The sequence below is a fragment of the Agromyces sp. NPDC055661 genome (assembly GCF_053618135.1).
Genome location: NZ_JBSHHC010000001.1, coordinates 1,535,155 through 1,549,844, shown reverse-complemented (window position 1 = coordinate 1,549,844; position 14,690 = coordinate 1,535,155). Strand labels below are relative to the sequence as shown.

Annotated in this window: 13 protein-coding genes; 6 read left to right on the top strand and 7 right to left on the bottom strand. The window is 72.7% G+C overall.

What is annotated here, in order from left to right; translation table 11 throughout:
• Nucleotides 1–93: 93 nt before the first annotated feature.
• Nucleotides 94–606, bottom strand: coding sequence for an SRPBCC domain-containing protein (locus tag ACWGO8_RS07030; protein ID WP_452042375.1), 513 nt, complete (start codon nucleotides 604–606; stop codon nucleotides 94–96).
• A gap of 67 nt (nucleotides 607–673) precedes the next feature.
• Between ACWGO8_RS07030 and ACWGO8_RS07025 the strand changes: the two genes are divergently transcribed.
• A complete protein-coding gene (locus tag ACWGO8_RS07025) occupies nucleotides 674–1,069 on the top strand; it encodes a hypothetical protein (RefSeq protein ID WP_452042374.1) in 396 nt (131 codons plus the stop codon).
• Between the two features lie 47 nt (nucleotides 1,070–1,116).
• Entirely contained in the window at nucleotides 1,117–1,494 is a 378-nt protein-coding gene (locus ACWGO8_RS07020) for a TfoX/Sxy family protein (protein WP_452042373.1), read from the top strand.
• Between the two features lie 16 nt (nucleotides 1,495–1,510).
• Here the strand turns inward: ACWGO8_RS07020 and ACWGO8_RS07015 are convergent, their stop codons facing one another.
• Nucleotides 1,511–3,205 (bottom strand): phytoene desaturase family protein, encoded by a 1,695-nt coding sequence (locus tag ACWGO8_RS07015; protein WP_452042372.1) that lies wholly within the window; start codon nucleotides 3,203–3,205, stop codon nucleotides 1,511–1,513.
• Nucleotides 3,206–3,496: 291 nt separating this feature from the next.
• Between ACWGO8_RS07015 and ACWGO8_RS07010 the strand changes: the two genes are divergently transcribed.
• Nucleotides 3,497–5,491: an adenylyl cyclase gene (locus ACWGO8_RS07010; protein WP_452042371.1), complete on the top strand. Its 1,995-nt coding sequence runs from the start codon at nucleotides 3,497–3,499 to the stop codon at nucleotides 5,489–5,491.
• Nucleotides 5,492–5,556: 65 nt separating this feature from the next.
• Here ACWGO8_RS07010 and ACWGO8_RS07005 read toward each other — a convergent pair whose 3' ends face one another.
• Together ACWGO8_RS07005 and ACWGO8_RS07000 are read right to left on the bottom strand one after the other, a co-directional pair.
• Nucleotides 5,557–6,378, bottom strand: a complete 822-nt coding sequence (locus ACWGO8_RS07005) for an ABC transporter permease (RefSeq protein ID WP_452042370.1) — start codon at nucleotides 6,376–6,378, stop codon at nucleotides 5,557–5,559.
• Nucleotides 6,379–6,403: 25 nt separating this feature from the next.
• Complete coding sequence (locus ACWGO8_RS07000) at nucleotides 6,404–7,399, bottom strand: ATP-binding cassette domain-containing protein (RefSeq protein WP_452042369.1); 996 nt, start codon at nucleotides 7,397–7,399, stop codon at nucleotides 6,404–6,406.
• Nucleotides 7,400–7,459: 60 nt separating this feature from the next.
• Between ACWGO8_RS07000 and ACWGO8_RS06995 the strand changes: the two genes are divergently transcribed.
• The gene (locus ACWGO8_RS06995) at nucleotides 7,460–8,458 is read left to right on the top strand and encodes a helix-turn-helix transcriptional regulator (RefSeq protein ID WP_452042368.1); all 999 of its coding nucleotides are present in this window, start codon (nucleotides 7,460–7,462) and stop codon (nucleotides 8,456–8,458) included.
• Between the two features lie 58 nt (nucleotides 8,459–8,516).
• Nucleotides 8,517–9,002 (top strand): VOC family protein, encoded by a 486-nt coding sequence (locus ACWGO8_RS06990; RefSeq protein ID WP_452042367.1) that lies wholly within the window; start codon nucleotides 8,517–8,519, stop codon nucleotides 9,000–9,002.
• On the opposite strand, the gene ACWGO8_RS06985 is transcribed toward ACWGO8_RS06990, so the two are convergent.
• The 3 genes from ACWGO8_RS06985 to ACWGO8_RS06975 form a co-directional block, all read right to left on the bottom strand.
• Nucleotides 8,999–9,409, bottom strand: a complete 411-nt coding sequence (locus tag ACWGO8_RS06985; RefSeq protein ID WP_452042366.1) for an META domain-containing protein — start codon at nucleotides 9,407–9,409, stop codon at nucleotides 8,999–9,001. The genes ACWGO8_RS06990 and ACWGO8_RS06985 overlap by 4 nt on opposite strands.
• Before the next feature lie 81 nt (nucleotides 9,410–9,490).
• Nucleotides 9,491–9,898, bottom strand: a complete 408-nt coding sequence (locus ACWGO8_RS06980; protein ID WP_452042365.1) for an META domain-containing protein — start codon at nucleotides 9,896–9,898, stop codon at nucleotides 9,491–9,493.
• Between the two features lie 31 nt (nucleotides 9,899–9,929).
• Nucleotides 9,930–10,898 (bottom strand): LysR family transcriptional regulator, encoded by a 969-nt coding sequence (locus ACWGO8_RS06975; RefSeq protein ID WP_452043528.1) that lies wholly within the window; start codon nucleotides 10,896–10,898, stop codon nucleotides 9,930–9,932.
• 157 nt (nucleotides 10,899–11,055) lie between these two features.
• Here ACWGO8_RS06975 and ACWGO8_RS06970 point away from each other — a divergent pair, with 157 nt between their 5' ends.
• Nucleotides 11,056–14,688, top strand: a complete 3,633-nt coding sequence (locus ACWGO8_RS06970) for a proline dehydrogenase family protein (protein WP_452042364.1) — start codon at nucleotides 11,056–11,058, stop codon at nucleotides 14,686–14,688.
• The last annotated feature ends 2 nt before the right edge of the window (nucleotides 14,689–14,690 follow it).

Genomic DNA, 14,690 nt, shown 5'->3' with positions numbered 1-14,690 from the left:
GCCTCGTACCCGGGAAGCGCGCCGGGGCGACCCGCGCCATGGCGGGCCGCGCTCCACTGGCCCGCGCCGACGCGAGCCGGCCCGGAGACGTCGTCAGTCGCGCGCACCCTCTGGGACGTGCAGCTCCTTGTAGTGGTCGGCGAGGGCGGGGTAGTAGGCCTCCCACTCGGGGAGCGGACGGCTCAGCCGAACGGCGGCGAGCCGGTCGAGGTAGTAGTCCCAGCCGGGGCCCATCGTCGCGGCATCCGCCGGGTTCGCGAGTCGCTGGCCGAACGTGAGCGTCGTCATGCCGCCGGCCTCGCGCAGGTGCGCGAACACCCGCATGGCCGTCGCGCCCTCACCCGAATGGGCGAGGAAGCGGTGCGGCGGATCGCACTCGAGGATGCCCACGTTCATCCACTCGGAGCCCTCGCCCTCGAACGTCATGCGGAAGCGCACGGCGCCGGTCTCGGGGCGTCCGGTGTACGTGCCGATCCATGCCTGCATGGCCGTCGGATTGGTCAGGCTGAACCAGACCTCCTCGATCGGGGAATGGAACAGGCGGTCGTACTGCAGGTAGAGCCCGTCGGGCTTCAACGTGTAGTGGCCAGTCGCTTTCGCGGTCATCTTCTACCCCCGCTCGTCGTGAAATCAGGCTAAACCCGGTCTACGCCAAACCACTAGAGTTGGCGCCATGGGATCGAGTGGGGGCGCGAAGCGCAAGCCGAATCATCCGTCCGGCGGACAGGTGCACGAGGAGACGATGAACGTCACCGAGGGCAAGTCGGGCCTCTGGGGGGCGCTTGCGGGCCTCTTCACCTTCGCGCTCATCGCAGTGCCGTTGTCGGCGGCGTTCGCGTTCGCGACGAACCCGCGCACGCAGCAGCTGTTCGGCGGCCGGCTCTCCGAGGCGACGCAGGGCGGCTACCAGGCGTTCTGGTGGATCGTGACGATCTTCCTCTTCGTGCTGCCGTTCCTCGTCGGCTACGCGGTCGCGCGCCTCTCGGGCCGTTCGCTCGCGATCTTCGGTGCGGTGGTCGCGCTGTTCGTGATCGCCGTCCTGGTGCTCGGGCAGCTGTTCGTCTTCTGATCCGGTCCTGATCCGGTCGGGCCGGTCCTGATCCGGGAGGTGGTGCCATGCAGGTGCCCAAGGCCTCGGATGCCGCGAAGGCGCGGTTCACGTCGGTGGTGCCCGTCGACCCGCGGGTCGTCGTCAAGCCCATGTTCGGCAACCTCGGCGCGTTCGTGAACGGCAACATGTTCGCCGGGCTCTTCGGGGATCGCATCGGCGTGCGCGTGCTCGACGAGTCGGCGCGTGCCGAGCTCGCGGCGGTCGACGGCGCCGGGCCGTTCGGACCCGACGAGCGGCCGATGGGCGGCTACGTCTCCGTGCCCGTCGCGTGGGACGACGAGCCCGACCGCATCGCCGAGCAGGTCGCGCGCGCGTTCGAGGAGGTCGCCGCGCTGCCGCCGAAGGCGCCCAAGGCGCGGAAGCCGCCGAGGACCCGCAGCTGACGGATGCCGCGGGGCGTCAGTCCTCCGCGGCCTCGAGCACGGCCATCGCCGCGTTGTGCCCGCCGATGCCGCTCACCGCGCCGCCGCGCACGGCCCCCGAGCCGCAGAGCAGGATCCGGGGATGCGCCGTGGCGACGCCCCAGCGCTCGGCGGGGGTCGCGAGCGGGGCGTCGTCCTCGGCCCACGGCCATGAGAGCGGCCCGTGGAAGATGTTGCCGCCCGGCATGCGCAGGGCGTGCTCGAGGTCGAGCGTGGTCTTGACCTCGATGCATGGGCGACCCGCGGCATCCGTCGCCAGCACGTCGGCGATGGGCTCGGCGAGCACCGAGTCGAGGGAGGCGAGCACCGCCTCCTGCAGTCGTGCGCGCAGCTCGTCGTTGCCGAAGCGCTCGACGAGGCGGTGCGGCACGTGCAGGCCGAAGACCGTGAGCGTGTGAGCTCCAGTGGCGGCGAGTTCGGGGTCGAGGATCGTCGGGTCGCTGAGCGTGTGGCAGTAGATCTCGCACGGGAGCGGCGAGGGGATGCCGCCGCGCGCGGCCGTCGCGAAGGCGGCGTCGAGCTGGGTCTGCAGCTCGTTGATGTGGAAGGTGCCCGCGAACGCCGCCTCGGGCGCGACCTCGGTGTCGCGCAGCCGGGGGAGGCGCGTGAGCATGAGGTTCACCTTGACCTGGGCGCCCTCGGGCTCCGCGAGCCGCCGCAGGCGCTCGCGAACGACCGGCGGCACGGCGAGGGGTCCGTCGTGCGAGAAGGGGCGCTCGTCGCGCGGCGCGACGGGCTGCGCGGCGGCGCGCGCCGCGGCCCCTTCGACCGGCTCGGGGAACGCCGTCGCCCCGGCCGCGAGCAGGCGATCGAGCACGACCGGTGCGACGTTCGCGAGCACGGTGCCGGCCTCGACGACCTGGTCCTCGCCGCCGCGCGTGTAGCGCACGCGGCCGTCGGGCCCGACGGCGGCGACCTCCGCGTCGACGAGGAGCTCCGCGCCCGCCTCGCGCGCGGCGCGCTCGAGCTCGCCGCTGACGGCGCCCATGCCGCCGATCGGCACGTCCCAGTCGCCCGTGCCGCCGCCGATCACGTGGTACAGGAAGCACCGGTTCGCGTCGAGCGCGGGATCGCCGAGGTCGGTGAACGTGCCGATGAGGCCGTCGGTCGCGACGACGCCGCGCACGAGGTCGCTCGCGAAGCGCTCGTCGATGACCTCGCCCAGCGGGCGCTCGACGAGGTCGGTCCAGACGCGGTCGTCGCCGACGAGCTCGCGCGCCTCCGAGCGGGTGAGCAGCGGCTCGGTGAGGGTCGGGAAGAGCCGCTCGGCGATGCGCGAGGTCTCGCCGTAGAACGCGTCCCACGCGGCGGCGTCGCCCTCGGCGTCGACCCGGGCGAAGGCGGCGGCGGATGCCTCGGCGTCGGCCTCGCGGTCGACGAGCAGGCCGCGCGACGGGTCGGCCGGGTCGGGCGTGTACGACGAGTAGCGGCGGCGGACGAGCCGGATGTCGAGCCCGAGGTCGTCGATGATGCGCTGCGGGAGCAGGCTCACGAGGTAGGAGTAGCGCGAGAGACGCGCCTCGACGCCGTCGAACGCCTGCGCCGAGACCGCCGCGCCGCCGAGGTGGTCGTCGCGCTCGAGGAGGAGCACCGATCGTCCGGCGCGGGCGAGGTAGGCGGCGGCGGTGAGGCCGTTGTGGCCGCCGCCGATGATCACGACGTCGTGGGGCATCCCACGAGCGTACGTGATGGGCGGGGTGCGCCCTGGCGCGCGCAGGGCCGCCCCGTGCCCGGTTCGCGAGTCACCCCGAATCGCGGGCGGGGTCGGGCGATCGCGCGATTCGGGGTGACTCGGCGCGCGGAGGGTGCAGTCCCAGAAAGTTACTGACATGTAAGTAAGCGTTCGCTATGCTGGCGCTCGCGACCACGCCGATGACGGCGTCGGGCGTGCACCATCCGCACTGATCCGGTCACCGGCCGGAGGCGTGATGCGCCCCGGCCGGCCACGTTCGAAGGAGAACCCGTGACCCACCGCACCAGGGCGCAGCATCCGCCCGCCCGACCCGTCGCGAGCATCGTCGCGAGACCCGACCGCCGCGCCCGCCGCCTCGGCGCCGGCGCCGCCATCGCCGCACTCGCCCTCGGAGGAGCCGCCATCACCGCGACCCCGGCCGTCGCCGCCGACGAGCCCGACTTCGGCCCGAACGTGGTCGTGCTCGACCCCTCGATGCCGACCGACGAGATCAACGCGATCTTCGCCGCCATCGACGACGAGCCGGAGTTCAGCCAGAACCGCCACGCCGTGCTGTTCAAGCCGGGCGTCTACGGCAGCGCGGAGGGCGCCGCCGACCCGGCCACCGCGCCCGACATCGTGAACGGCCAGGTCGGCTACTACACGCAGGTCTCGGGTCTCGGCGCGTCGCCCGACGACGTCGTGATCAACGGCGCGATCCACGCCGAGGGTCGTCCGCCTGCCACTTCCTGCCCGTGGGACGGCGGCGGCGAGGCCGACACTGCGCTCACGAACTTCTGGCGCTCGCTGTCGAACGTCTCGATCAACCCGATCCAGCGGCCCGTCGAGGGCGACACCGGCGTCTACGGCGTCTGCTTCCCGTCGGCCGAGAATCCCGCCGGCATCATGCTCCCCGAGGGCGTCGCCGACCCCGGCCAGCTGCGGTGGGCGGTCTCGCAGGCGGCGCCCATGCGCCGTGTGCACATCCAGGGGAACCTGACGCTCATGCCGCGCTTCGGCGGCTACTCGTCGGGCGGCTACCTCGCCGACTCGGTGATCGACGGCCAGGTCGTGTCGGGCTCGCAGCAGCAGTGGTACACCCGCGACTCGAGCGTCGGCTCGTGGAACGGCGGCGTCTGGAACATGGTGTTCTCGGGCGTGCAGGGCGCACCCGCGACCGACTTCGGCCCGCACGCCGACGGCACGGTGGGCAACACGACCACCCTCGCGACCACCCCGCTCAGCCGGCCGGCGCCGTTCCTCTACCTCGACGGCGACGCCTACGAGGTGTTCGTGCCGAACGCCCGCACCGAGAGCGCGGGCGTCGACTGGTCGACGGATGCCTCGGTCGGCACGTCCATCCCGATCGGCGACTTCTACATCGCCCACGCCGACCGCGACACCGCGACGTCGATCAACCGCGCGATCTCGCAGAAGCAGCACGTGCTGCTCACGCCGGGCGTGTACCGCCTCGACAAGCCGATCAACGTGAAGCGCGCCGACACGGTCGTGCTCGGCCTCGGCTACGCGTCGCTCACGCCGACGAAGGGCAACGCGGCCATCGAGGTCGCCGACGTCCCGGGCGTGAAGATCGCGGGCATCACGGTCGACGCCGGGCTCGTCGAGTCCGACGTGCTCGTGAAGGTCGGGCCCAAGGGCGCGAAGAAGTCCGACCCGTCCGACCCGACGACGCTCTCCGACGTGTTCATCCGCGTCGGCGGACCGTGGGCGGGCGACGCGGTCACCTCGATCGAGGTCAACAGCGACGACGTGCTGCTCGACCACATCTGGGCCTGGCGCGGCGACCACGGCCTCGACGGCAGCGGCACCTGGACCGGTTCGACCGGCGCGCACGGCCTCATCGTGAACGGCGACGACGTCACCGCGACCGGCCTGTTCGTGGAGCACTACCAGCAGAACCAGGTGATCTGGAACGGCGAGCGCGGGCGCACCGTGTTCTACCAGTCCGAGATCCCCTACGAGGTGCCGAGCCAGGCCGAGTGGATGGACGGCGACCGGCTCGGGTACTCGTCGTACCGCGTGGCCGACGGCGTCACCGAGCACCACGCCACGGGCATGGGCGTGTACTCGTTCTTCAACCAGGGCCAGGACATCCGCGCCGCGAGCGGCATCCAGACCCCGGTCGGCCCGGGCATTCGGTTCGAGTCGCTCATCTCGGTGTTCCTCAGCGGCTCGGGCGGCATCGAGCACACCATCAACGACACCGGCGCGCCGGTGGTCGGCGGCTTCGGCACGTCGCCGGTGGTGAGCTACCCGACGCCGTAGGGCAGGGCACGACGGATGCCGCGGCCCCCGCCTCGTGCGGTGGGTCGCGGCATCCGCCGTCTGGGTCAGCTCGCCCGGCGCATCGCCCGCACGCCGACGAACACGCCGACGGCGCAGGTCGCGATCGCGGCGATCGCGCCCCCGATCACTGCCGGGCTGCCGAGGTCGCCGGCGAGCAGGGCCCGCTCGGCCGCGACGAGGTAGCTCAGCGGGTTCACCGCGGCGGCGACCTTCATCCAGTCGGGGCCGTCCTCGAGGGGCAGCAGCATGCCCGACAGGATCATGAGCGGGAACAGCAGCGTCTGGTGCACCATCCAGAACATCCAGTCGCGGTTGCGGCACGCGAGCGCGAGCGTGTAGCTCAGGGCGCCGAACCCGATGCCGAACACCGCGAGCACCGCGAGGCCGACGACGAGGCCCGGAACGTCGAGCCGGAACCCGAACGGCACGGCCACGAGCACGACGATCGTGCCCTGGATGACGAGCGGCACGACCTCCTTCAGCGCGCGTCCGACGAGCAGCGCGCTGCGCGAGAGCGGCGCGACGAGGGTGCGCTCGTGCGATCCGGTCTGCATCTCGAACAGGAGGTTCGCGCCCGTCGACGCGGTGCCGAAAAGCGCGACCATGACGAGGATGCCCGGGACGAACCACTGCAGGGTCGACGCGACGTCGCCGCCGGCCGCGCCGACGAGCAGGGGTCCGAACAGGCCGAGGAAGACGAGCGGCTGCACGAGCGAGAAGACCACGCTGAAAGGGTCGCGCACGAGCGGGCGCGACTCGCGCGCGAAGACGGTCGCGGTGTCGCGCACGAAGCTGGTGGGGCGGGCGGATGCCGCGGGCCGCTCGATCGCGGCGGCCTGGGTGGCGGCGGGGCTGATGGTGTTCATGAGGTGTGCTCCTTCGATTCGGTGGTCACGCGGCGGCGGGCTCGGGGGTGGCGGCGGGCTCGGGCGAGGCTGCCTCCTCGCGGAGGCTGCGACCGGTGAGGGCGAGGAAGACGTCGTCGAGCGTGGGCTGGCGGTGCGTCGCCGCCACGACGTCGAGTCCGGCGTCGGCGAGCTCGCGGATCCAGCGGGGGAGGGCGCGATCGCCGCCCGGCGCGGTGAGGGTGACGACGGCCCCGTCGACCGATCCGCCGATGCTGGCCGCGGCGGCCGCGGCATCCGTCTCGCTCTCGAAGGCGAGCGTGACCCGGTCGCCCGCGAGCGACTCCTTGAGCGACCACGCCGTGTCGTCGGCGATGACCGCGCCGTGGTCCATCACCATGACCCGCTCGGCGAGCTGGTCGGCCTCGTCGAGGTAGTGCGTGGTGAGGAAGATCGTGGTGCCGGTGCTGCGGCGCAGGTCGACGATGTGCTCCCACAGGTTCGCGCGGCTGTGCGGGTCGAGGCCGGTCGACGGCTCGTCGAGGAACAGCAGCTCGGGCCGGTGGATGAGGCCGAGCGCGATGTCGAGCCGGCGCTTCTGGCCGCCCGACAGCGACTGCACCTGGCGGCTCGCGACCTGCCCGAGCTCGAGCGAGTCGATGAGCTCGGCAGCCCTCGCACGGGTCTCGCGACGGCCGAGGCCGTAGAACGCGCCCTGCGCGTGCAGCTCGTCGCGCACCCGCTGGGTGTGGCCGCCCGAGCTGCCCTGGCCGACGTACCCGATGCGGCGGCGCACGCCGGCGGGGTCGTGGCGGATGTCGCAGCCGGCCACCGTCGCCTCGCCGGCCGTCGGCGCCAGGAGCGTGGTCAGCATGCGGAGCGTCGTCGACTTGCCGGCGCCGTTCGGGCCCAGGAAGGCGACGAGCTCGCCGTCGGCCACGTCGAGGTCGACGGCTCGGACGGCCTCGACGACCTGCCCCTTGGAGCGGAACGTCTTCGTGAGGCCTCGGGCGGTGATCATCTGGTTCGTTCGTTCGGTCATAGCGCCAGTCTTCCGAGGCATCCGGTCACTTCCTGACCGGATGCGCGAGATACTCGGAGCATGGCCGCCACCACCTCGAGGACCCTCGAACTTCTCTCCCTCCTGCAGAGCCATCGGCACTGGTCGGCTCGTGAGCTCGTCGACCGGCTCGACGTCTCGGAGCGCACGCTGCGCCGCGACGTCGAGCGCCTGCGCGAGCTCGGCTACGGCATCGAGTCGATGCGGGGGAGCGCGGGCGGATACCGGCTCGAGGCCGGCACCGGGCTCCCGCCGCTGCTGCTCACCGACGACGAGGGCGTCGCGATCGCCGTCGGACTTCGCTCGCAGGCCACCGCCGGACTCCGCGGCGCCGAGCACACGACCCTGAGCGCGCTCGCGAAGATCGAGCAGGTGCTGCCGCCCGCGCTGCGCCGGCGCATCGACGCGCTGCAGTCGCACGCGACGGTCGCGGTCGGCCGGGCACCGGGCGGCGATGGCGGCGGGGCCCGCCCGGCCCCCGAGATCGAGACCGAGCTCCTCGGCCTCCTCGCGCTCGGGTGCCGCGACTCCGAGCGGCTGCGCTTCAACTACACGGATGCCGCGGGCGAGCCGAGCTCGCGGGTCGTCGAGCCGTACCGCCTCGTGCCGGTCGCCCGGCGCTGGTACCTCCTCGCCTGGGACCGCCAGCGCGAGGACTGGCGCACGTTCCGGCTCGACCGCATCAGCGACGTGTTCCAGACCCGCGTTCACTTCGAGCCGCGGCCGATGACCGACGAGGCGGCGCGCGCCCGGGTGGAGTCCGCGATCCGGTACCGCGACCGCACCGTGCGCGCCCGGGTCGTGGTGGAGCTGTCGCGGGCGGAGCTCGTCGACCGCCTCGGGTGGTACGGCCGCGACGTCGTGGAGGACGGGCCCGACCGCTGCGTCTGGCCGCTCGAGGCCGACGCGGTCGAGAACCTCGTGATGGCGCTCATGTGGCTGCCGCGCGGTGCGGCCTACAGCGTGGAGGGGCCGCCGGAGGTGCTGGCGTTCCTCGCGGAGCAGGCCGGGCGGTTCGCGGCGGCCGCGGCATCCGACTGAGCTCGCTCGTCAGTCGACATGTCTTGCGGATGTCGGCGGCTGGGCGTTGGCTGGCCGCATGGACATCGCATTCGTGGCGGGCTTCGGCCCCATCGGCAGTGCCGACTCGTCATCGGCCGACTTCTGGCGCGGCGCTTTCGGGATCCCGTTCAGCGAGGACGGCGGGTACTTCCACACCGAAGAACTCGGGGGCGTCAATGCGTTCGCGATCTGGCCGCTGAGCCAGGCCGCCGAGGCGACCTTCGGCGCCACCGAGTGGCCGGCCGACCGCCCGGTGCCGCAGGCGTGGATCGAGTTCGACGTCGACTCGCCGGCGGCCGTGGTCGAGGCGGTCGAGGAGCTCCGGGCGGGCGGGCACGAGATCCTCGTCGGCGCGCACGAGGAGCCGTGGGGGCAGACGACGTCCCGCCTGATGAGTCCGGAGGGGCTGCTCGTCGGGGTGAGCTACACGCCGTGGATGCACGACGTGGAGCCCGCCGGGAACGTGATGATCGGGTACGACCCCGAGCTCGACGACGGCGGCGCGGGCCTGGGGCACGCCTAGTTGCTCATCGGCTCGTCCGACGTGCGCTCGAGCTGCCCGATCTCCGAGCCGTCCTGCCCGAGGACCGTCATGGTCGTGTCGGCGATGGTTGCGACAGTGAGGCCCGAGAGCCAGTCGTCCACCCCCTCGCAGAACATCCGCGTCATGGCGACGTCCTCGAAGAGCACCTGCTCGCCCTCGTCGACCGACCACGAGCCCGACAGGGTGTTGCAGCCGTCGCTGCCGCTGAGCTTTCCACCGTCGGCGAGCGAGAGGAACGGCTCCGACGGCTTCGACGGGTCGCCCCAGGTGCCGACCGGGTCGATGTCGCCGCCCTTGGCGGATCCCTGGGCGCCGAGGCAGCCGGTGAGCGCGAGCAGGGCGATCGCCGCGCCGGCCCCGATGATGACGTTGCGCATCCTGGTCATGGCCGCAGCGTAGTCCGGCGGGCACGGCGCACCGCGAGCACCCGCCGGGTCGCGACGAGGGTGTGGACGGCCTCGGCCGGACTAGGTGGCGGGCGTGTCCGAGGTGCGCTCGAGCTGCCCGATCTCCGAGCCGTCCTGCCCGAGCACCGTCATGGTGTCGCCCGAGACGGTCGCGGCGTCCAGGTGGGCGAGCCAGTCGTCGACGTCCTCGCACGCCTTCATGGTCGACGCGACGTCCTCGAACAGCACCTGCTCGCCCTCGTCGACCGACCAGGTGCCGGTCAGATTGTTGCACCCGTCGCTGCCGCTGAAGCTGCCGCCGTCCTCGAGCTCGAGGTACGGCGACGCGTCCTTCGACGGATCCCCCCACGTACCGGTCGCATCGACCGAGCCACCACGGGCCGAACCCTGCTCCCCCAGGCAGCCCGCGAGCGCGAGCACGGCGAGCACGGCGACGCCGGCTCCGATCAACTTCCGCTTGCTGGCCATGCTCGCAGCGTAGACCCGCACAGCCCGCACGTCACGCGCCGTCGTCGGCGGCGTCGAGGCCGTTCCGGGGCGGGCCCGTGCGGGCCGCGGCGCGGGCGAGGGCGTCGCGCACGGCGACCACGGCGGGTCGGCCGGCCGCCGCGTGACGCGCGGAGGAGAAGACCTCGCGGTGCGGGTCGCCGGGCAGGGGCGCGAGCAGCACGCTCGGCCCCTCGTCGGCCCACAGCAGGTCGGGCAGCAGCCCGACGGCGTTGCCCGAGCTGATGAGGCGGATGTGCGCCATCAGGTCGGCGGTCTCGAAGCGGACGTCGGGCTCGAACCCGGCCGCGCGGCAGAGCTGCTCGGCCCAGACCCGCGACGCGGTGCCGGCGGGCTCCATGACCCACGGGCGCCCGGCGGTCGCCGCGAGAGTCAGCGTCGGGTCTCGAGACGCGTCCGATTCGGCCGGGCGCTCCTTGACCCGGGTGTTCGCGGGCACGGCGAGCCGGATCGCGTCGGATGCGAGGGGCACGCGGTCGAGCTCGGGATGCCGCGGACGTGCGTACCCCGGGTACTGCTCGGCCACGACCAGGTCGAAGTCGCGTGCGGCCACCTCGAACAGCCCGGCCTCGGGCTCGCGTTCGGTGACCTCGACGCGCAGGCCGGGATGGGCGTCGGCGAGGAGCGTGAGCGCTTGCGGCATGACCGCGTGCGCCGCGGACTGGAACACCGCGATGCGCACCGTGCCGGCCACCGAGGTGAGCGACCGCGCGACCTCCGCCTCGGCCTCCTCGAGCCGGTCGAGCACCGCCTTGCCGTGCTCGACGAGCACGAGCGCCTGCGGCGTGAGCTGTACCCGCCGGCCGACCTGCACGAGGAGCGGAACGCCCGCCTCGCGCTCGAGCAGGCTCAGCTGCTGCGACACCGATGACGGGCTGTAGGAGAGGGCCTCCGCGACCGCCGCGAGCGTGCCGCGACGACTGAGCTCGACGAGCAGTCGCAGCCGTCGCACGTCGAGCATCGCGACCTCCTGGAGCCTCATCGGATCATTCGACTATACCGAACAGTATGCGTCGGATTCGTTCGCTGTACCGAACAGACATCGCATCGCACACTGGTAGGCGACAAGGCGCGCGAACCTCGGCGCGCCCGGAGCAACGGAGACTAGCCTCGTGACCATGACCAACGCCGCCACGGGACTCGCGCCGGCCACCGACCACGTCGTCGCACTGGTGCGACGCTGGCTCGCCGAGAGCGCAGAGCACCCCGTCGACCCCGCTGCGGAGCGCCTCGCCGGTGTCCTGAAGGACCCGAACGGACTCGCCTTCACCGTCGGCTTCGTCGACGGCGTGATGCGCCCCGAAGACCTCGGGGTCGCCGGCCGCAACCTCGAGCAGGTCGCGAAGCTGACGCCGAAGTTCCTGCCCTGGTACCTGCGCGCGGCCATCCGCGTCGGCGGCGTCGTCGCCCCGGTGCTCCCGTGGGCCGTCATCCCCATCGCGCGCCGCGTGCTGCGGCAGATGGTCGGCCACCTCGTGCTCGACGCCACCCCGGCGAAGCTCGGCCCCTCGATCGCGATGCTGCGCGAGTCCGGCAACCGCCTCAACCTCAACCTGCTCGGCGAGGCCGTCCTCGGCGAGGACGAGGCCGACCGCCGGCTGCGCGGCACCTACGAGTTCCTCGCGCGCGACGACGTCGATTACGTCTCGATCAAGGTGTCGAGCGTCGTGAGCCAGCTCTCGATGTGGTCGTTCGACGAGGCCGTCGCGAAGGTGGTCTCGAAGCTGACGCCGCTCTACGAGCTCGCGGCGAAGAGCCCGACGCCGAAGTTCATCAACCTCGACATGGAGGAGTACCGCGACCTCGACCTCACCATCGCGGTCTTCACGACGCTGCTCGACCAGCCGCAGCTGCGCGGCCTCGAGGCCGGCATCGTGCTGCAGACCTACCTGCCCGACGCGCTCGGCGCGATGCAGGAGCTCACCGCGTGGGCGATCGCACGACGCCAGGCCGGCGGCGCTCCCATCAAGGTGCGCGTCGTGAAGGGCGCGAACCTCGCCATGGAGCACGTCGACGCCGCGATCCACGGCTGGCCCGCCGCGACCTACGGCACCAAGCAGGACTCGGACACCAACTACAAGCGCGTGCTGCACTGGTCGATGACGCCCGAGCGCACCGACGCCGTGAAGCTCGGCGTCGCAGGCCACAACCTCTTCGACGTCGCGCACGCCTGGCTGACCGCGCGCGAGCGCGGCGTCGAGTCGCGCGTCGAGTTCGAGATGCTCCTCGGCATGGCCACCGGGCAGGCCGAGGCGGTCCGTCGCGACGTCGGCAACCTGCTCCTCTACACGCCCGTCGTGAATCCGACCGAGTTCGACGTGGCGATCGCCTACCTCATCCGCCGGCTCGAGGAGAACGCGAGCCAGGACAACTTCATGTCGGCCGTGTTCGAGCTCGACAGCGACCAGGGCCTGTTCGAGCGGGAGCGGCTCCGCTACGAGCGCTCGCTCGCCGCGCTCGAGGGCGACTCCGGTCGGGTGCCCGCGCCGAACCGCACGCAGAACCGTCGCACCGAGTGGTCGCAGGAGTCGCTCGCGGCCGCCATCGCCGTGCCCGACGCCCCGGCGCCCGGCACCGAGCACGAGGACGACGCATCGCTCACGAGCACCGTTCTCGAGCTCACCCGCGGCTCCCGCGGCGAGCCGGGCCTGTTCGGCGACACGGGCGAGATCGAGGGCGACCTCGAGGCTCCGAGCGCGGCCGGCTCCGGCGCGACCCCCGGCTTCCGGAACGAGCCCGACACCGATCCGGCCCTGGCCGCGAACCGCGAGTGGGGCCGGCGCATCCTCGCCCGCGTTCCCGAGACGCGCCTCGGCCTCGAGACCATCGCCCGGGCCCGCGTCGACGACGAGGCCACCCTCGAGTCGATCATCGCCACCGTCGCCGCGAACGGTCGGGCGTGGGGCGAGCTGCCCGGCGCCGAACGCGCCGCGGTGCTGCACCGTGCGGGCCTCGCGCTCGCCGCGAACCGCGACCGCCTCATCGAGGTCATGGCCGCCGAGACCGGCAAGACCATCGCCGAGGCCGACCCCGAGATCTCGGAGGCGATCGACTTCGCGCACTACTACGCCGAGCGCGCCCGCGAGCTCGACCACGTGCAGGGCGCCGTCTTCGTGCCGCCCAAGCTCACCGTCGTGACGCCGCCGTGGAACTTCCCCGTCGCGATCCCGGCCGGCGGCGTGCTCGCCGCGCTCGCCGCGGGCTCGGGCGTCATCATCAAGCCCGCGAAGCTGGCGCAGCGCTCGGGCGCCGTCATGGTCGAGGCGCTCTGGGAGGCCGGCGTGCCGCGCGAGCTCCTCGCCCTCGTCGACATCGGCGAGCGCGAGCTCGGCCGCGAGCTCGTGTCGCACCCCGCGGTCGACCGCGTCATCCTCACCGGTGCGTACGAGACGGCGCAGCTGTTCCGCTCGTTCCGCCCCGACCTTCCGCTGCTGGCGGAGACGAGCGGCAAGAACGCGATCATCGTGACGCCGTCGGCCGACCTCGACCTCGCGGCATCCGACGTCGTGAAGAGCGCCTTCGGCCACGCCGGCCAGAAGTGCTCGGCCGCGTCGCTCGTGATCCTGGTCGGCTCGGTCGCGAAGTCGGAGCGGTTCCGCCGCCAGCTCGTCGACGCCGCGACGTCGCTGCGCGTCGGCTACCCCGAGCACCCGCAGAGCGTCATGGGCCCGATCATCGAGCCCGCCAACGGCAAGCTGCTGCACGCGCTCACCCAGCTCGGCATCGGCGAGGAGTGGCTCGTGGAGCCCAAGCAGCTCGACGGCACCGGGCGCCTCTGGTCGCCCGGCATCCGCGACGGCGTCGCGCCCGGGTCGTACTTCCACCTCACCGAGTTCTTCGGCCCGGTGCTCGGCGTCATGCACGCGAAGGACCTCGACGAGGCGATCCGCCTGCAGAACGCCGTCGACTACGGCCTCACCGCCGGCCTGCACTCGCTCGACTCCGAGGAGGTCGCGCACTGGCTCGACCGCGTCGAGGCGGGCAACCTCTACGTGAACCGCGGCATCACGGGCGCCATCGTGCAGCGCCAGCCGTTCGGCGGCTGGAAGCGCTCTGCCGTCGGCGCCGGCGCGAAGGCGGGCGGCCCGAACTACCTGTTCGGCCTCGGCGAGTGGATGCCGCAGCACGGCCCCATGTCGAGCACGCTGCACCTGCGCGGGCTCGAGAAGCGCGTGTCCGAGCTCATCGAGGCGTCGCAGCCGGCGCTCGAGTACGAGGCGTTCGAGGTGCTGCGCAGGTCGGCGCTGTCCGACGAGGTCGCCTGGGCCGAGGAGTACGGCACGGTCAAGGACGTCTCGGGCGTCGACGTGGAGCGGAACGTGTTCCGCTACCGGTCGCTGCCCGTCACCGTTCGCATCGGCGAGGCGTCGACGCTCGCGGAGGGCCTGCGCGTCATCGCCGCCGGCCTGCTCGCGAAGTCGCACCTCACCGTGTCGACGGCGATCGAGCTGCCGAAGGGCGTGCGCACGCTCCTCCAGGCCCGCGACATGCGGCTCATCCGCGAGGGGGATGCCGCATGGCTCGCGCGCGTCGCGAAGGAGGGCGTCGGCTCGACCCGCGTGCGCCTGGTCGGCGGCGGGGCGTCCCAGCTCGCGACGGCGCTCGGCGGCACCCCGGATGTCGCGGTGTGGTCGCACCCCGTGACGCCCTCGGGCCGCGTCGAGCTGCTGCCGTTCCTGCACGAGCAGGCCGTGTCGATCACGAACCACCGGTTCGGCAACCCGACGACGCTGAGCGACGGGGTGATCTAGGG